We start from the raw sequence: 18,173 nt of genomic DNA, 5'->3' as shown, positions 1-18,173 counted from the left end.
TAATATTGAAATACTAAGATAAAATATCTACTGTGGATTGGGAGCTATTAAACCAAATAAATTGCGACTACCATTAATTCGGGCTAAATCTCGTAAAAATCTCGCTCTTAAATGGTTAGGGTGATTAACAGGGATTCCCCCCATGAAAATACAGACAACCTCCTGACAAAAAGAATTTTTAATTTCAGGATGATGCGCATTAACCCGTTTAATGCTAACCCATGAACAGTAAGCACCACCGCTTCCTGCATTGCCTCCCACATCCTGCTTTCTTTTGTAAGTAGGTTGATAAATCAAGTCCATTCCTTCTCCACGAGTATCTTCTACATAATCAAAATCACCCCATGTATTATTATCTAAAGGATCTTCTTTTGGATAAGGTACAACGTAAACAGAGCAAGTATGAGGAGAAAATACCTCCGCCTGAGAATTATTGTTAGCATTAAGACGTATTCGAGAACCCCAAATTTCCCTCACAGAATTTAGCCAATTATCATAAGTCGTTTGCCAAGTTTGCGGTTGATTAGGAAATAAACCAAAGAGTTTAGTTTTTAGTTCTTCGGTGGTTTTATCTTTAACTTTATGATGCAGAATTAAATGACAACCCCTTGCTGATTCTCTACCATTGTTCATTGTAAAGATATGTAAAGGTCTTCGCCACCCTCTACCCACACCACCAACACTGACGGCAAACTTAACAATGGGTAAAATAATTTTATTGAGAATATTTGTGGGTGCAGTTAGTTTTAAATTTCCTTTCCAGAGGTAAAAATCAGGGCTATCATCCGATTCAAGATACCATTCTTTTTTACCAAGTTTTTGTAAGTTCATTTCTAGCCGTAAACAACCCATTTGAGAGCTATTATCATTCTCAGCGTTGATAGTACCCATTAACTCCCCGATAGTTCTTTCTGCATCTTGCCTCGACATCACCCCTAATAAAAATCGTAACACCCATGATCGCAACCAACCTCGCCAATGGGAAGGGCGTAACTGTATATCTTTAACACTAGCACCACCGCAACCCTGACTATAAAGACTAAAGGTAAAAGTTTTCGTTTTATGATTAGGTTGCGATCGCAATTTGAGTTTACTATTAGCTTGAATTGCTCCATAACCAGAAGCAGTACGACTGCCCACACCATATAAACTCAGGGCTTGTTCTACCCATTTCCATACTTGGGCTACTTCTTCAGAGGTTACTTTTCCTTCAATGCCTCGAATAGCTACTTTTACTCTAATTTTATTGTTGCCATTACCGAGGGTATAAAAAGATAAAGGGGTACTTTGCCCATTATGATAAACTTGAAAATCTTGCTGTGGGTTAACAATATCGAGAGTGACTTTTGTTTCTTTTTCAGGATATGCGTCTAAAAATTCGATTTTTCCAGCGTTAATAGTATCATCCTCTTGTTTACCTAATAATCGCTCCATTTCTGACTTAATTTCGCCACCTTGTTTTGTTGCCCATGCCCTCACTAAACCTCGAATACTAGAAGCAGGAAGATAACCTCGATAGGGTAACTCACGAAAATATTGATAATTTTCTCCCACATTTCTTTTTGCTTCAGGACGTGCTATATTACGAGGACAACCATTGTTAGGTGTCCATGTGCCACAAGGTTCACTGGCAGGAATCATGGTTTCTAAGTCAGGATGAGGATGAGAACCACATTTTGCCCTCCATTGAATGGTAAAAATTCCCTGTTTAAATAAATCAGCTTTTCCTCTGTTTTGATGCTGTTTTTCTAATAATTCAATCAGTTTTGGTGCAGTATATAACATATATTTATTAATAAATTGAGAATAAGCAAATAAATTATTAAGCCGAAACTAACTCAAATCTGACAGCCATTTTTAGAGCATTAGCAATTAAACTTAACATTAAAAAAGAATCTCCCTCATAATCTCCATTTTCCAGAGAATCTATAGTTAATGGATCAGTATTAATGAGTTTAGCTAAGTCTTGATTTGAGAGATTATATAGTTTTTTTACTTTGGTTATTTCTCTAGAAACTTGGTCATCTAAACGCATTTTTTCAAGTTCTAATTGACGCTCTAAATTATCTTTATAGTAACGATTATATAAAATTTGTAAACCGTCATTTGTCATATTAGGATTATTCATGATAATTCTTGATAATAAGTATGTAATTCAGGATTTTGTTCAAATTTATTTTTGTTAGTTATAGCTTTGTCGATTTCAAGAGGAGGCACTCTTTTCTCTTTAGTTAAACCATGAGAGACAATAATAGCTTGATTTTTATAAAAGAAATATAAAATTCGGTAATTTATAACTTGAAAACCAATCCTCAACTCATAAATATTATCTCTTAATAAATCAGCTTCTGGTCTTCTTAATTCATGACCTAATTGTGACAATCTTTCTAACTTCACAAAGCATTTAGTTTGTACTTTATTGGGAAGTCTATCTAACCATTCTAATAGGGGAACTTTGCCATTTTGTTCTTGGTAGAAAATTATTTTTATTTGTGGCATTATCTACACAATATATCTCTAAAAATTTTATAAAATCTGTTGGCTAAAAAACCCTATTATTTAATCATTTTGTGTATAAGCCCTCCCCCAAAAGTTCCAGTATTGCGACAAAATTAAGGATTTTCGCCACATCATCATATATTCTGTTGAGTTATTTCTTGCCATATTTTGTACTGTTTCCATTAATTCTCTGGCTTGAGGAGGGTTTTCTGGGTTTATCAGTTGCCCTAAGAGCGATCTCCATACGGGTATTGTACGCTGTCTGACTTCCCCTTGTTGGTCATTACTTTGATTAATATAACCAACAGCAGAAAGTAAACCAAAGACTCTTAAATGGGTAGATAATCTGAGTATAGCAGTTAAGTCTTTTTCCTCTAAAGAGGGGCGATTCTTAGATTGTAAATAAATTTGAATCTGTTGATGGGCTGTTAAGCTCATTTGTTCAGGTTGTACCATAATTGTTCGAGTTGATTGAGTTAGTAATTGAGTGGAATTATTGGGTTGTGTAAATTGATTGTTAGTAGAATTACTAGATTGATTAACGGTTGATAATGTAGTAGTCGTTTTTGGTTGATTAGGAGAATGATTCAGGCGAATTGGTGGAGGTGTTAACTTTGATTGAGGATTATTTGATTTTTGGTGAGTTTTGTTTTTTTTAGCCATAATTTTATTTTTATTAACTTGTAGGGTGGGCAATGCCCACATTTGTCAATAATTTAGACTTCCCCAGAAATGGGGCTAGAAGCCCGAAATACGGTGTAAAAACGATAATTTTTGGAGAACTCTATTTAGTTTCGTAGGGGCATAATACATTATGCCCGTAGAAGACTTTAGCCCTTTCTTCTCAAAGGTTTTAAACTCCTAGAGAGGTGACAACAAACTTTTTTAAGTACATATTAACTGTTAATATTTGCAGTTTGTTTTGCTTGACTATCATCTACAGGAGAAGCAGAATTAGCTACCCAACTTTGCACCCAACCACGCCCCACATTAGCCTGTCCTCCCACTTGTATTAACCCTTGTATAATTTCCATTAATTTATCGTGATATTCGCTAGTAATTTGATGATTAGTTTTTAATTTATAACCCCATGAATAATAGAAAATTGTATCTCTGGGAATACAAACATCAGTCCAAAATACTTCGGCACTCCCTGCTTGATCACCTGAATCTTGAATTTTGTTTCTTACTTGTGTCCATAGTGAATGTTCCATTAAAATTTGAAAGTCAGCATCAGGTAAAATTAAGTGACTGTTTTCCCATGCCGTTTTGACTGAATCCCCCAGAGATGGACTCCAATCACCACTGAGTGTGATTGCACCCTTTTGAGCATCAGATAAAGTTGAGATAGGAGTAACATTAATTTGAGCATCTGCCACATGATAAGTCCCCCCAGAAGTACCCACGGCACAATTAGGCAAAGAAACGGGAGGTAAATGAGCAATTAAAGCATGATCTCGTATTAAACTATGACAACTTACCCATGTAAAAACGTCCTGATTATTATGAGACATGGTACGCATCGGAATCCATAAAATACGGGCATCACCAAACCAAACTTGATGTACTCCCATTTGTCCATTATCGTCTAACTTTCTGCCAAATAATTTCTCCGCAATAGTTTCATCAATGCTTTCTAACTCATCCCGAATATTACCTCGCAAAGTTGAACCGGGTATATAAGGGAAATTAGTATGAACTTCTCTGGCAATTTCTAAAATATTACCTAAATCTCCCTCACCACCACAATGTACAGGCGATAAGCTGTATAAATAACCCACACGAAAATCAGACATAGTAAAAATCTCCTTAATATTTAAACCAAAGTAATTGTGAATAACCCAAACTCCGCCACTTTTTAGCCACTTCTAAGCCCTTTGTCGGTGGACTTTGAGGATTTTCTGCATAGAGATATTCAGGTTGATTGAGATAGTAAACACTACCTGCTGTTGCCCCGAATACTTGCGGTGCAGGAATACTGGTATTTTTTTCTCTATCTTGAATACGACAACTAATCGGTACAGGTTTAGCAGTTGCCACACTAACTAAATTACCGATCGTTTGATTACCGTTAACCCGATGGGCTAATTTCCATTCCCAAGGCCATGCTTGACAGTAAACCTTGTTATTTTGATATTTACGCTCGAATATTCCCGTTGTTGTCAAATAAGCTAGGGATTTACTCTTATTAGCTTGATTTTCCTCAAAATTACCTTGACTTAGTTTTGTCAATTCTTGCCATTGTTGAGCTAAATCTGGACATTCTTCGATAATCACTCGATGCCCTTCACCTCCTAATTGCATAATGTTAGGAGTCGGTAATTTAAAATCTAATGCGATCGCCAAACTCCAACCTTGTTTAAGTCTAATGGCATTTTCCACAAAATAACCATCACTTTCTTTTACTTGCCCTGTTTGAGAATTAATAGCATTATGGGATCTAGTTTCTGAGAAATAAGGCTCAGATTCTACAGGATTTTCTAGCTCTAATTCTACTTTATTATGATGTTCATTAACTGCTTTTGTCAATAAATTTTTTAATTGATTAAAACTTATATATTTGCCTGTTTTTTCTTCACTTTTACTGGTTTTTGGCTCTCGCTCTTTAAGTTGTTTTAATAGTAAAGGTGCAGGTTGTAATCTATCCCATAATATTTTTTGTAAAGGATAATCACTTTCTAACCAAGGTAAAGGATATAAGAGATTTTTTCCCACATAATTTAAGGGGCGAGGAAAATATAATTGATCTCCATAAGTGAGAAAAGAACCTATTAAATTAAAATTGGTTTTTTTCCCTAATAATCCTCGAATTGCACCCGCTAAAGTATGTCCATTAGGAGGAAAAACACTTGCCGCCCAAGCTCTTTCACCAGGACTAAAAGGTTTTCCATCTCTTAATAATAAAACATCAATAGGTGTTAATTTGTACCAAAACATGATTGATTAATGAGTAATAAATAATTTAAAGCGTAGATATTTAATACAAAACAAAACTTGGTAGATTATTTTGTACTTAAATCACCAGTTTTTATTTTTCTGCTCCTAATAATAAAAGCCCCTAATCTCAACCAATTACTAATTTCTTGATTTAAAAATTCAGGTTGATTTGTTACCCACATTCTTTGTATAAATTCCGTTAATTGTTTTTTAAATTTTCTTAATTTTTCCTCCTTTAAATTTGTTCTTCTTTCACTAAAAGCCTTCACCCAAGGCATAATTGCATTGTATTCAGGTATCGGAAATTGTTTTATATATTCTCCAGCTACCTCAAAAAGACTGCTAGTTAAATCTAATTCGGAATTAATGAGTGTTTGCCATGTTGGAAATACATCAAATTTAGCTGTAGCCGTTAAAATATTACCGTTACCATAGATAACTCTTACTTGAACTGCATCTTTGGCTATTTTTGCTCCATTTTCTTGATATTCGTGTTCTTTTGCTTTTTCTTCCGCTTCCCATAAATTCTCAAGGGCGATCGCAAGGGGTACAGAATGATGAGAGATCGTAATACCAAAACTAATACTAGCAGAACTACCCATGGTAAACAAGGGGCGAGAAGATAGAGATTCGGATTGATTATTACCACATTGCCAGTAATCACCCTTACTGATAAACTCCTTTTGCGGATCATCTGCACCCTTGAAACATTGACGTAAATCCCATAACCAGTTATCCCATTCCCATAAATTGGTATAGGCTAAAACATCGTCACCACCACCATAAATTAATCTTCCTGCGTATCTTGATTCCGTTAAATAAGGAACAAGTTGATTAGAAAAATCGAGTAAGGCACGGCTTAAAGCACTATGAGTAGCTGGACCCATTCTTTTTGGCACTTCTAGGAATTTTTTGAGAGAAGAACGATATTTTTCGGGCATTTGTTCTATTTTAGTTTTCAATGCTTCGGGAATATAATCAGCATAGGGCTTTAATTTTGTTCCTTTTAGCCATTCTCCCATGCCGTCTCCATCTCCTGCGGCTAAAATATACCAATCAGTAGGATTTTCCCCCGTAGGATAAAATTTGGCTATTTCTGTTCTTAATTTGCTTAATTCTTCTTGTTTTTGTTGTTTTACTGTTTCTATATCTTCTGAGGTAGAGTTAAAATCATCCATTAACCAACCTGCATTTAACAAACGAGGATTTTGCCAATCAGGGTGATGTTTCGCTATCCAAGGAATACCCCAAGGGAGATTGGCGGGGGCATCTTTACCTTTATTTACCCACGGAAATTTAGTGCTTATATTCTTACAAGCCTGATGATAATAATTAATCGCCTCTATATCGCCTTGTTTGGCTAAATTGCGTAAATAACCTGCTACACCTGAGCTTAAGTCAGGATAAAGCACAGATACTTTGGTTTGCTCTGATTGACTAGCTATACCTAATTGTGACAATAAAATCTGATGTAATCCCCGTTTCAAAACCTCCGTTGCATTTAATTCTTCAATGCCATCGAATAAGCCAAGATTATTTGCCCAAAATTGAGCGGTTTCCCCCTCTGTTATCCATTCAGGTTTAGATTCGTCTATGATGGGATGCACCACTGAACCTAAACCTGATATGGTTGATCTAGGTCCAAAAGCTGTAGGTATTCGCCAATTACGGGCATTTTTCACCGCATTTAAACTATAACGTAATTGGTCAAATGTACTAGCCCACCATGAACCTACATTTAAGTTAGGTTGTTTATAACGAAATGTTTTATTACTATCGGATTCAGTTTCGTCTTGATTGAGGTTAAAAATTGCCGCTAAAAAATCTCGTTCGGAATCTGAAAATAAATATGGTTGAGGATTAGCATAGTCATTTTGTTGGTTTATCCACTTATCATATTCTCTATCTTCTGGTGATTTTTCTTGCTCGCCTTTTTTCGGGCGAGGTGACATACTCAATTCTTCTATATTCGGGCTTCCTAATGGTAAAGATACCCAATAATGTTGCCATTGAGCTTTAAGCCAATTATCATAAGTGTGCAGATTAATATTTTCCCATTTTTTACCTTCGTGTCTATTTTGAATAAACTCCAGAACTTCTTTTCCTATATTCTGCCATTCTTGTTTTAATGTGTTGTTTGCATATTCCATCGCTGATCGCACTGGATTATCTTTTATAGTTTCTTCATCTTTTCCATTGTTGGGTAAAATCATCACCAAAACGTTAGGAAAACCTGCGGTTAACAAAGATTCTGTGGACGGTTGTTTAATCCACTCCTTCAAATCTGGATATTTTTGTAATAGCCAATGATCTATTAAGGGTTGTTGATAAAGACAAGGATATAATAATGTGTCTGCTCCATATTTAGATGCGATTGCCCATGCAACTTTAGCTGATAGATAATGTAATAACCATGAACCTGCCCAAAAGTCTCGCATCTTACGACTAGCTTTAATTAATTCTTGTACAGGAGTAAAACTAAAAGTAGTTAAATAAGGACGAGAACGTTGTTTAAAATGTTCTCCTTTCCGAGGATATTGGCTATCATCAGTATAATAACCTGCTAATCCTCCTGCGATCGCCGAAGTAATGCTAGTATGACTCCACAAAGAAGCATCAGGTAAACGAGTTTCGGCAGGTAACAGATTAGTATTTTGATTTTGTTGAGCGATAACTTCAGGGTAACAACGCCATAGCCACCAATGGACCTTTTCCGCATCTTCCCAATTTAAAATCGGTTGTAAGGCTTCAACTTCAATATTTTCTAAAAACTCTTTTCTTTTGCCATTATTTAACTGAGAATGCCAATTATCAACAATAATTTGTTGCGGTTTTCCTGATAATAAGTGATGAACATTTAAACCCTCTTCCCTGTAAGTTATACTACTATGTTCAGGAGGTAATCTACCGATGGTAGTGCGATCACTTGCTGAGGCAATTAAATCACATAAATTAATTCTTTTTAACCATTCTCGATGGAAGTTTTCTTGGGAGGATGAATCTTTAGGAGAGTGCCAACCTTCCATACATTTTAATAAATCCCATCTACCTTCTCTGCTTAAATCCCTACTTGAAGATAATGCTTTTAAAATAGGATCATGAAGTAGTCCCCAAATTTTGGATTGCCAATATGGTCGTGCCATTATGGTTTTTTCCTTTTTTCTTTAATATTTTTATAGTTTAGCTAACTAACTCAAGCCCTATACATCAGATAAAGATATTGACAGCTTTTATAGTTAAACGCTTTAAAATTCAATTATAAAGACTATTTCGGACTACTGATTACTTATATAATAAATATTATTTGTTTGTAACTTTTCTTTATATTTTTTTTTGATTATTAATTTAATTATGTTATGTCACTTTTTAATCGGTGTTCCTGCTTCTGGTAAATCAACATTTGCTCAACTTTTAGCCAAAACTGGTAATTATCAAATTATCTCTACTGATACTATTCGTCAACAACTATATGGAGACGAAGTTATACAGGGTAATTGGTTAAAAATTGAAGATGAAGTTATTAATCAAATGAAAGAAGCGATTGCACTCAAGCAAGGGATTATTTACGATGCAACCAATGCTCAAAGGGCATGGAGAATGGACTTATTATCGAAAATACAGAAGCAAATCGGTAAAATTGATTGGTTGGGATGGTATCTTAATTTAGATCTCAAAATTGCTCAAACATGGAATAGTCAGCGAGAACGTACCGTGCCTGATAATATAATAGAGAGGATGAGTGATTCATTACAACAATTTCCACCTCATGTAGCCGAAGGTTTTATTAATATTGTAGAAATTAAACAACCCCAACAGTGCAATTTATCGTTTATTGAAGAAAAATTAAATGGTTTAGAACGTTGTATAATTAACAGAAATAATCGTACAAAAATAGAGAATATTATCCTCCATCGTTATTCTAAATTATTAGATTTTGACAGGTTAATGCACCTAATATCTTTGTTAATTGCTTATCCTGAGTTGGGTAATTTACAATATGCCTATCCCGATATTTTAGAGCAAATATTTGGTAATCCTGTTACCTTTGATGATTCTCTTAGTGAAATTAGTGCTGTTATGGCAAAATTAAAAGGTAATATTTATGCTGACAAATTAGCTATTGAAAAAGATTTACAATTTCTTATTAATTATGGATTAATCAAACATAATATTACAGAACCTAAATATGAATCATCATTGACAGAAATTAACGATAATTTAGATGATATTATTACTCATTATGCGTCCGATAAATACACTTTTGAGAGAATTTTAAACACGATTAAGACTATTGCTGACTATCCTTTTCTACCTAATGTTAAAGCTGACTTTCTCAATCAATTATGTCCTAATGAGCAAAGTGTCAAAGATAGTAGCAAATCTAATCTTTCTGGACATTTGACTAATTTAACCTATAAGTTGATGAAGCTGGAAAAATGTCCTGATAAACACTTAAAAGCAAGACGAGATTTACTTAGAAAAGATATTCAATTTATTCTCAAACCTTATCAAATTTTACCTAAGACTATGCGTAATGGTTACTTCCTCGGCACTGGAATCCTTTCTGAAAGAGAACTAATTGAGACATTTCGTCTACTGCAAACTCAAGCTAAAAATATTGATGATCCCCTCGCTTTAAATCTATATAATCGATTTAAAGATAAGATGAAATGGGCTAATTTTTATGATCATTATACTTATCCTGTAAGGGTGATCGCTAATCGTTCAATGATTGATATAAAATCCTTAGACTCGAAAACATTAAGTAATCAAACCCAGAGAATACAGGAAATTATTGAACAGGGGAAATTAGTAACGCTGAATAAATTTGCTAATCGTGGAAGCTATGAAGGGGAAGAAAAAGGAGCTTTTTGTGCGTGGTTATTACAGATAGTTTTTTATAATTTTGCATGGTATTTAGGATTTGAACAAGAGGGAGGAGAAAATCATAAATTATTTCGTTTTGAGCGGTTGGATAGACTTTATATTCAAAAGGAAACAGACAAAACCAGAACTATAACAGAACAGAAAAAGGCATTAAATAAATTAACTAAATTACTATCTGCCAGTTACGGTCTTTATTTAGGAAATGATGTTGAACAACAAAAATTATTTTTGAGTAGTGATAAACAAAAAGCACAGGAAACTGTTGAACTTTGGTTTACTGAAAAAATATTTGGTTTTATTGCAGAGGGTACAAAAAGATTCCCTACCCAACAAATGAAAATGACTAAACCCCCTCGTTCATTATCAAATAGTAATTCATCTTTATTTTCCTTAAGTAAAAGTAAAAATCCACAATACCCCTATCGTTTTCAGGTCACATTACCTATATGGTCACTAGATGAATTTGATTTTATTCGGTGGATATTAGGATTCGGTGGAGAAGTTAAAGTACATAAACCCAAAAAACTACAGGAAAAAATTATCACACTATCAAGTAATACTATAGATGTCTATCAACAACAAAAAATTGAGAGTGTACTGTAAATATTCGCACACTTAATAATTTCCATAGGATATGAGAAGCATAGGATAGATGGATGCAATTTGACTCTCAGAATTATCGATACCATAATATTAATCATCAGTATCTATTTCATAGACAACTTCCTCAATAGTAGTTTTTGTATATTTGACTGATTTGATTTTTTTGTCTTTAATATTTATATCTATATCTCCAGTCAAATTAGTTTGAACATTTTTTTTGACTAATTTACTTTTATTACTGGTGTTTACAGTCATTTCTATTTCGGTTTTTGGAGAATCTTTTTTGACTAAATTAGAAGATTTTTGTTTAGGTTTGATTGTTTTGGACGCAGAGGGGTGATCGATCGCATCCGCCTTCATATCAATAGTATAAAAGGGAGTGTTAGCATCATTACTGTTAAATTTCGTAGTCATAGGGCGGTAAGAGGAAGTATTGCGTCCACCAAAAACACTATGGCAAATAGATGTGATGATCTTAAAAAGAACCCAAAATACAAAAATTACGAATACAAAAGCTAAAACTAATTGCCAGTAAGATACAAGTAATCCTACTACAAATAATGCAATAATCAAAGATAAACATCCTGCACAGCCATTTTCATTTTGATTAGTCATAACTTATCCTTGCCCCTGTGTTGAGTTTCCTTGTTAATTAGCGGTACAGGTTAATCATTTACCTGATATTTACTAATTTAAGGGGAAAGTTATCAACTAACAACTCTCTCATGCGAACAACTAATTACTAAAAGATAAAATATAATCGACATTTAATAAAGAAAAAAATTCATCAACTTAATTTATTTTTCTAAATATTAAAAAATTTTGAGGAAGAGTTAACCTAATATGAATTTATTTTATTGTATTTTATATTTCAATTTAGCAACGTCTAAATAAAGATGTGGCAAATATTCAGTAGTTATAAATAGTTTAATTAAAGGGTTAAATTATTGAAGATGGATGTTTTACCATCAATGATTTTGATTACCCTCAAGTCCTGTGACGATACCATCTTTGTGCAAGTAATTTACTACGGGCTTCGAAAACAAACACCTTGTTAAGTCTTTTATACTGCCAATCATCATGGGGATAGTGTAAATATTTACAGCATTGGTAATGCTAAACTGAAATCAACAGCATAACCTAAAGTCTCAATTAAAACCCTGAACAACCCATGACTATTTTATATGAAGATGAATATATTATTTGTGACGATGATGCTTTAACTATTCTCTATTACTATTTTCCTTTCGGAGATAAACGTATTCCCTACAAAAAAATAAATCAGGTTAGCACACAAGAAATGACATGGTGGACTGGAAAGGCTAGAATATGGGGCGGTTCATTAAGCTATTGGCTAAATTTAGACCCTAAACGTCCATGTAAAGATAAGTTAATCATTATTGATGAAGGGGAGTTAACAAAACCCGTTATTACTCCTGATAACCCTGAACAGGTTTACCAAATTCTTCTAAGTGAAGTATATAGTTAAGTCAGGATGCTTCCAAATCTTTAGGTGAAGGTAAGGAAAAGGAAACAAGTAAATGTTCTAATCATTTTTAATAATCAATAAAATTAAAGTTAATTGCGTCTCAGTTTATGAAAATAGATAAGTGCGATCGCTGTCAGTTTTATAGTAATAGTCCACATCTAGTCTGTGCTGTCCATCCTTCTGGGGTAGATAAAGATTGTTTAGACTATCGGTTAAACCCTAGCTACATCTTTGAGGAACAATGGTGTCCAGACGGCTATGTTTATTATGATGGAGAACTAATTAAATTACCAGATAAACCAAACAAAGAGAGACAGTTATGGTTATTGAATAATCACCCTGCTTTTATATCAAATCCGCTTAATTGCACATGGTATAATCAAGAGGATGTATATTTGTTGTCGTAGATTTTGACCAATGCCTTCAAGAATCAAAATTGAACCCCATTTAAGTTTACAAGAATTAGAACAAGGGTATCGAAAAGCCAAACAAGGGATTGAAAAAATTCACTACCAAGTGATTTGGTTATTAGCACAAGGGAAACGAACCTCTTATGTTTCCCACGTTACAGGATATAGCTTAAGTTGGATTTACGAACTTGTTCGTAGTTATAATCGTTCGGGTGCAAAAATGTTGGGGGATCAAAGACAACATAATCGGGGTAGAAAACCGTTATTAGACGATCAACAATTAGCTCTGCTATATCAAAGATTACAATCACCCCCCGATGATCAAGGACTTTGGAATGGTGTCAAAGTCGCAAAATGGCTCACTCAACTTCTAGATCGTACTATTTCTCCTCAAAGAGGATGGGAATATCTTAAAGGATTAGAATATCGTCTCCGATGTCCTCGTCCAAATCATCAAAATTCTAGCTGCCTTGAACAAAATGAATGGAAAAATCAACTAGCAGAAAAAAAAAAAAGATTCAACAAGAATATCCCGACGCGGACGTTCAAGTGTGGGCTGAGGATGAGCATCGTTTAGGACTCAAACCAGTATTAAGAAGAGTATGGGTAGAAAAAGGTTATCAACCGATAGCTACGGTCAATTGGGGTTTTCAATGGTTGTGGTTATATGGCTTTGTGGAACCAAATACAGGAGAGACATATTGGTGGCTACTACCATATGTAAATACTGAATTGTTTAATCGAGTCTTAAAAGATTTTGCACAGCATTATGAAATAGGTAAAAACAAAAGGGTGATTTTGGCAATGGATCAAGCTGGTTGGCATCCGATTAAAGAAACGACGGAAATACCAGAGGGAATCCACGTTATGCTGATGCCTTCTCACTCTCCAGAATTACAACCGGCAGAACGTTTGTGGCCATTAATAAATGAGGCCATCGCTAATAGGACATTTAAAAATTTAGAAGAGTTAGAAGAGGTAGTTATTAGTAGATGCAAAAAAATTATGGAAGAAAAAGAAATAGTTAAAGGAATAGCCAATTTTTATTGGTGGCCTAATTAATATCTTTTAGTGTGGCTAATTAAACGGATTTGATATAACATGATAAAAATAATAGATGAAAAGTGAAAGTGCCGACAGTAAAAAATTGTAATTAGCTATGTTTTTCAGTAAATCCCATTAAATTATGATTAATCTGATGTTCTTGAATAAGCTCAATTAATTGTTTGTACCAAGAATTATTAGGACTAACAAAATTCAACAAATAATTTAACATTACTAAAGTATTATATAAACGACGTTTCTCATTTTGATTCATTTTTTCAGCTAAATATGTTGGGTTTTTAGGAATAGTTAAAGTGACAGTAAACTTTCTATTCCATAGTCTGCTATGATGCGCACAAATATTTCTCACTTCTGTTAAATGTCTTAAAAAACTAGCTAAAATTTCATGGTCTAAATTATATTGATTAGCTATCTTTTTTCTAGTTGCCATTGGTTTTAAATTAGTAAACCAACGGGAGAATAACCCTAATGACATTACCTCTGAGACTGCCCAAATTGGTGGTAAATCTGGTTGAGTATATTTATTTTTATAATGCTCAATAAATACCTCTTTAGAGCGTTTAACCTCATTTTCCAATGATTGAAGATTACTTACCCAATAACTTTCTTTACGAGCTAACGTAGAATCTAAATAACTATGAGAACCGTGATTATGTGCCATGAAATAAGCCCACTGAGTTCGACAAGATACTTCTATTCTTTCAATGGCATCTAAAACAAGTAATCGTAATTTACGGTCAAATATATACAGATTAAGAACATCATCAAAATAAGTTCCCGATCTAAAAATATGATTTTCATGGTCTTGTTCAAAAGGTAGCCAATAAGCACCTAAACGATAATAATTGACATGAGTTAAAACATCATGAACTTTAGGATGATCTGTGATAATCATTCCTCTGGAAATTAGAAGTTCTATTTGTTCATCAATAGTTTTAGGGGATTTATTAAACAGCATTACTCAGAGTGTAGAGAAAGAGTAACCCACCTCTTTGCAGATACCGTAGTAGAGCTGTGGCGGGTTTTATTATCCCCATTATAATCTATTAGGGTAAATAGTTGGATCGCACCTAAGATGATAAAAATAATAGATGGTTTAATGGAAGTGCCGACAGTGAATGATTACACCTCAGCACTCAGGAAAATAGAGATGACAGAGTTACAGACAGAACTGTTAAGGATACAGTATTCTGCTCCTCACCACCAAATAAAACTTGAGGATTTAGCTATAGCTGTCTCAAAACCCATTGAAACGATTAATGCTGTTTACGGTAACTTAGCTCATAAAATCAAGGACTTATTAGCAGTAGAGATTATAGGAGAAGGATATTGGAAAGTATTAAGTATAGGCTATGAACAAGATAACCGCTATTATTGGCAAATGCGTAACCAAGTTGTTTATGCTCTTAGAGAATTAAACTGGTTTTAGCTTAAACAATGACTCAAAGACGTAAATTTCTCAGATTATTGGCTGTTTCTTTCATTGCGATCGCCTGTGGAAATCAATATCCTGTGGTTTCACAACAAAATTTATCAGATGATTACCTATGGTCAAAGTTACAAGAAAAAGGAAAAGTTTATGTTGTGTTGTTTCGACACGCCTTCGCACCAGGTACGGGAGATCCCCCAAACTTCAGTCTGAATGATTGCTCAACTCAACGAAATTTATCCTCTGAAGGAAAAGCCCAAGCTATCCGCATGGGAGAAGCATTTAAAAGCCGTCAAATCAATGTAACAAAGATTTTATCAAGTCAGTGGTGTCGTTGTTTAGACACAGCAAATCTAATGAATGTGGGAAAAGTACAATCGTTTCCTCCTTTAAATTCATTTTTTAGTACACCCAGTCGTTTAGAAGAACAAACAAATCAATTACGAAAATTTCTGTTAGAAGAAACTCATCAAGACGGGGTGATAGTTCTGGTTTCTCATCAGGTCAACATTACCGCAATCAGCGATATTTTTCCCCGTTCTGGTGAAGGAGTGGTGTTGCACATTGACTCAAACAATAATCAAATTAAAGTATTAGGACGAATATTTCCTTAATAAATAAATATGTACCGCTAACCATAAACAATCATTAGAAATAGTGAGGACTTGATGGGGAATCATAGCAGAAATAAAAATATAATCCCCTGCTTTCAGGTTAACAATATCATCGTTAATTCTTAGCTGTGCCTCTCCTTTAACCAAGATTACCTATTTGTCTTGTTCCTGATTATAAACCTTATTATCGGATTTGTCGCTACTAACAATTCTCTCAATGACAACGTTACGGCAGTTGAGTAGTTCAGAGAAATCCTCCCCCTCAACTAAAGAAGGAATATTGTCGAATAAATTTTCAGGGTTAATCATTGGATGTTTAGTATTTTTTATCAATAATAGTCTCAGGGAATTTAATCAGCATCGCAACCAATAAATTAAGGAAAATTAAAGATTAGGTGACGACGACCCTCAACCAAAATGACCTCAAATTAAGTAAATGCGTTGTGAGCCTCGATAGCATACTAGGCAGGACTTTTAACTATGTACATCAAGGTATATAGAAAGCAATCTGAAGACAATTTAGCTAAGGTTCGCAAACCGTTTCTAGACATCAGACAGGGTAAGTGGTTAAAATTAGTTAATTGCTACTCTTATGGGTAGTGGAATTAATGGAAACCCTTTGGTGGGAGTTAATCAAGATGACGTCATCTTCACATTGCTACTCTTATGGGTAGTGGAATTAATGGAAACCGGCATTTACTTTATTCACACGCCGCTTTGATGATATGGATTGCTACTCTTATGGGTAGTGGAATTAATGGAAACCTCTTGCCTAAACTATTCCCAGCTGTAATCATTAATGGCAATTGCTACTCTTATGGGTAGTGGAATTAATGGAAACCTTGGTACAAGGAACTGTATCAGACTCAAACTGAAGGAATTGCTACTCTTATGGGTAGTGGAATTAATGGAAACGTTAAGCATTTATAGACATACGAGGGATCAAGATAAGTTCTTTTACCTATCGCTATCCTTCGGGGTAGTGGAAATATAGATAAAAGGTGATCGCACCATTATGAGGAAATAGGGATTGCTTTAGTTAGTAAGATGCAAAGATTGTAGAGAAAGAGCAGTAACAAAAAATCCTCGGCAATAACTGACGAGACAATTTATTGCCTACCAAACATCAATAATTTATACGACGAGAAGTAATAGAGCCAAATTAATTATATTTTTAAGTGATTACAGGAATCATAAGGGTAAACCAATTTTTGCATTCCCCTTAACTGTATTTTGACCTGTTTTCTACTGCTTAATTGCTTCAAACAAAGATTAATCATACTAACAGGACGATTGATACTATAACTGAGTTGTTTGATAGTTAATCCTAATCCTTGAGGATGTTGGTTAATTACACCCAATAACTGCTCACTCGTAGTCAAGCCACCACGAGCTTCTATAAATATTAAATTCATTTCCTCACACACAAATTTTGAATAATTATTAAGTAATTATAGTGTAAGGGTTTGATAACGAGAAAATATACTTTATTATTATTTGATATTAAAGATTCTAATTCTGTTAAGTCGAAAAGGCAGTTAACGAAGAAACAGAAATTAGGACTAGAGAAAGGCAGGATAAAACGAGAAATTAAGCAATTCCTTAATCATGAGTACGATCGAATATTAGACTATAATAGAGCCGTAAAGTGGGCGAATAAATGGCGAAATGATAAATTCCTTATCCTTGACACGGAAACAACGGGGTTGGAAAATACTGAAATAATTGAAATTGCCGTTATTAACCAAGATAAACAAATATTGATTAATACTCTAGTAAAACCTGCCTGTTTTATTCCTTATGAAGTAATCAAAATACACAGCATTACCAATGAAATGGTAGCTGATGCTCCTTGTTTTACTAATATTTATGACCGATTAAAGGAAATTCTGAGTAACCAAAATGTGTTAATTTACAACACCAGTTTTGACCATCCGATTATAAATAGTGAGTGTAGGAGAAATGAATTACCAAGAATTAACTTTAATTCCCATTGTTTGATGGAAATGTACGCTATATTTATGGGGGAATATTCTGGTTACTACGATGATTATAAATGGCAACCTCTTAATGGCGGTCATAGGGCATTAGATGATTGTCTGAGAGCTTTTGAAGTATTAGAAGAAATGGCTGATTCTACTATCGATATTGTTGAATATCTTTATGATATTTTTTCTGATTCAATATTAACCAAAGAAGAAATCTGTCACTGTTACCAAGAATGACTTAATCAGAAATAA

Annotated in this window: 18 protein-coding genes, 1 pseudogene and 1 CRISPR repeat array; of the genes and pseudogenes, 7 read left to right on the top strand and 12 right to left on the bottom strand. The window is 34.1% G+C overall.

Features of this window, described 5'->3' with window-relative positions:
- Positions 1–27 precede the first annotated feature (27 nt).
- The 7 genes from CYAN10605_RS17470 to cas10 all read right to left on the bottom strand — a co-directional run bounded on the left by CYAN10605_RS17470 (position 28) and on the right by cas10 (position 8,579).
- Positions 28–1,785 (bottom strand): RAMP superfamily CRISPR-associated protein, encoded by a 1,758-nt coding sequence (locus tag CYAN10605_RS17470; protein WP_015221266.1) that lies wholly within the window; start codon positions 1,783–1,785, stop codon positions 28–30.
- Positions 1,786–1,822: 37 nt separating this feature from the next.
- The gene (locus CYAN10605_RS17465; protein ID WP_041923006.1) at positions 1,823–2,128 is read right to left on the bottom strand and encodes a hypothetical protein; all 306 of its coding nucleotides are present in this window, start codon (positions 2,126–2,128) and stop codon (positions 1,823–1,825) included.
- Entirely contained in the window at positions 2,125–2,499 is a 375-nt protein-coding gene (locus tag CYAN10605_RS17460; RefSeq protein WP_015221264.1) for a type II toxin-antitoxin system RelE/ParE family toxin, read from the bottom strand. Before CYAN10605_RS17460 ends, CYAN10605_RS17465 begins: the two co-directional genes overlap by 4 nt.
- Positions 2,500–2,559: 60 nt before the next feature.
- Positions 2,560–3,162: a hypothetical protein gene (locus CYAN10605_RS18725; RefSeq protein ID WP_241212848.1), complete on the bottom strand. Its 603-nt coding sequence runs from the start codon at positions 3,160–3,162 to the stop codon at positions 2,560–2,562.
- Positions 3,163–3,395: 233 nt separating this feature from the next.
- Complete coding sequence (gene cmr4, locus CYAN10605_RS17450; RefSeq protein ID WP_015221262.1) at positions 3,396–4,295, bottom strand: type III-B CRISPR module RAMP protein Cmr4; 900 nt, start codon at positions 4,293–4,295, stop codon at positions 3,396–3,398.
- 13 nt (positions 4,296–4,308) lie between these two features.
- Entirely contained in the window at positions 4,309–5,436 is a 1,128-nt protein-coding gene (locus CYAN10605_RS17445; protein ID WP_015221261.1) for a type III-B CRISPR module-associated Cmr3 family protein, read from the bottom strand.
- A gap of 65 nt (positions 5,437–5,501) precedes the next feature.
- Positions 5,502–8,579 (bottom strand): type III-B CRISPR-associated protein Cas10/Cmr2, encoded by a 3,078-nt coding sequence (gene cas10, locus CYAN10605_RS17440; RefSeq protein ID WP_015221260.1) that lies wholly within the window; start codon positions 8,577–8,579, stop codon positions 5,502–5,504.
- Positions 8,580–8,787: 208 nt separating this feature from the next.
- On the opposite strand from cas10, the gene CYAN10605_RS17435 reads away from it, so the two are divergent.
- On the top strand, positions 8,788–10,926 hold the full coding sequence (locus CYAN10605_RS17435) for a WYL domain-containing protein (protein WP_015221259.1): 2,139 nt from the start codon (positions 8,788–8,790) through the stop codon (positions 10,924–10,926).
- Between the two features lie 90 nt (positions 10,927–11,016).
- Here CYAN10605_RS17435 and CYAN10605_RS17430 read toward each other — a convergent pair whose 3' ends face one another.
- Positions 11,017–11,541, bottom strand: a complete 525-nt coding sequence (locus CYAN10605_RS17430) for a hypothetical protein (protein ID WP_015221258.1) — start codon at positions 11,539–11,541, stop codon at positions 11,017–11,019.
- A gap of 556 nt (positions 11,542–12,097) precedes the next feature.
- Between CYAN10605_RS17430 and CYAN10605_RS17425 the strand changes: the two genes are divergently transcribed.
- The 3 genes and pseudogenes from CYAN10605_RS17425 to CYAN10605_RS18435 all read left to right on the top strand — a co-directional run bounded on the left by CYAN10605_RS17425 (position 12,098) and on the right by CYAN10605_RS18435 (position 13,887).
- Positions 12,098–12,415, top strand: a complete 318-nt coding sequence (locus tag CYAN10605_RS17425; RefSeq protein WP_015221257.1) for a hypothetical protein — start codon at positions 12,098–12,100, stop codon at positions 12,413–12,415.
- Positions 12,416–12,522: 107 nt separating this feature from the next.
- Positions 12,523–12,822, top strand: coding sequence for a hypothetical protein (locus tag CYAN10605_RS17420; RefSeq protein WP_015221256.1), 300 nt, complete (start codon positions 12,523–12,525; stop codon positions 12,820–12,822).
- A 10-nt stretch (positions 12,823–12,832) separates the two neighbouring features.
- Positions 12,833–13,887: pseudogene (locus CYAN10605_RS18435) on the top strand (IS630 family transposase).
- A gap of 91 nt (positions 13,888–13,978) precedes the next feature.
- Here the strand turns inward: CYAN10605_RS18435 and CYAN10605_RS17405 are convergent.
- Complete coding sequence (locus CYAN10605_RS17405) at positions 13,979–14,848, bottom strand: Abi family protein (RefSeq protein ID WP_015221254.1); 870 nt, start codon at positions 14,846–14,848, stop codon at positions 13,979–13,981.
- Between the two features lie 117 nt (positions 14,849–14,965).
- On the opposite strand from CYAN10605_RS17405, the gene CYAN10605_RS17400 reads away from it, so the two are divergent.
- Positions 14,966–15,319 (top strand): hypothetical protein, encoded by a 354-nt coding sequence (locus tag CYAN10605_RS17400; protein WP_041923005.1) that lies wholly within the window; start codon positions 14,966–14,968, stop codon positions 15,317–15,319.
- An 8-nt stretch (positions 15,320–15,327) separates the two neighbouring features.
- Entirely contained in the window at positions 15,328–15,933 is a 606-nt protein-coding gene (locus CYAN10605_RS17395; RefSeq protein ID WP_015221252.1) for a histidine phosphatase family protein, read from the top strand.
- On the opposite strand, the gene CYAN10605_RS19410 is transcribed toward CYAN10605_RS17395, so the two are convergent.
- The 3 genes from CYAN10605_RS19410 to CYAN10605_RS17385 form a co-directional block, all read right to left on the bottom strand.
- Positions 15,913–16,080, bottom strand: a complete 168-nt coding sequence (locus CYAN10605_RS19410; RefSeq protein WP_306302783.1) for a cupin domain-containing protein — start codon at positions 16,078–16,080, stop codon at positions 15,913–15,915. The two genes, CYAN10605_RS17395 and CYAN10605_RS19410, sit on opposite strands and share 21 nt — an antisense overlap.
- Before the next feature lie 6 nt (positions 16,081–16,086).
- Positions 16,087–16,242 carry a cupin domain-containing protein gene (locus CYAN10605_RS19405; protein ID WP_306302782.1) on the bottom strand — a complete coding sequence of 52 codons (156 nt, stop codon included), beginning with the start codon at positions 16,240–16,242 and terminating at the stop codon, positions 16,087–16,089.
- A gap of 271 nt (positions 16,243–16,513) precedes the next feature.
- Positions 16,514–16,849: a CRISPR direct-repeat array (repeat unit 37 nt; unit sequence ATTGCTACTCTTATGGGTAGTGGAATTAATGGAAACC).
- A gap of 250 nt (positions 16,850–17,099) precedes the next feature.
- Positions 17,100–17,348: a hypothetical protein gene (locus CYAN10605_RS17385; RefSeq protein ID WP_015221251.1), complete on the bottom strand. Its 249-nt coding sequence runs from the start codon at positions 17,346–17,348 to the stop codon at positions 17,100–17,102.
- A gap of 51 nt (positions 17,349–17,399) precedes the next feature.
- On the opposite strand from CYAN10605_RS17385, the gene CYAN10605_RS17380 reads away from it, so the two are divergent.
- Positions 17,400–18,158: a 3'-5' exonuclease gene (locus CYAN10605_RS17380; protein WP_015221250.1), complete on the top strand. Its 759-nt coding sequence runs from the start codon at positions 17,400–17,402 to the stop codon at positions 18,156–18,158.
- Positions 18,159–18,173 lie beyond the last annotated feature (15 nt).

The sequence above is a fragment of the Cyanobacterium aponinum PCC 10605 genome (genome assembly GCF_000317675.1).
Taxonomy (GTDB): Bacteria; Cyanobacteriota; Cyanobacteriia; order Cyanobacteriales; family Cyanobacteriaceae; genus PCC-10605.
Note: the sequence above shows the minus strand (reverse complement) of the source record. Positions and strands in the feature narration are given on the sequence as shown.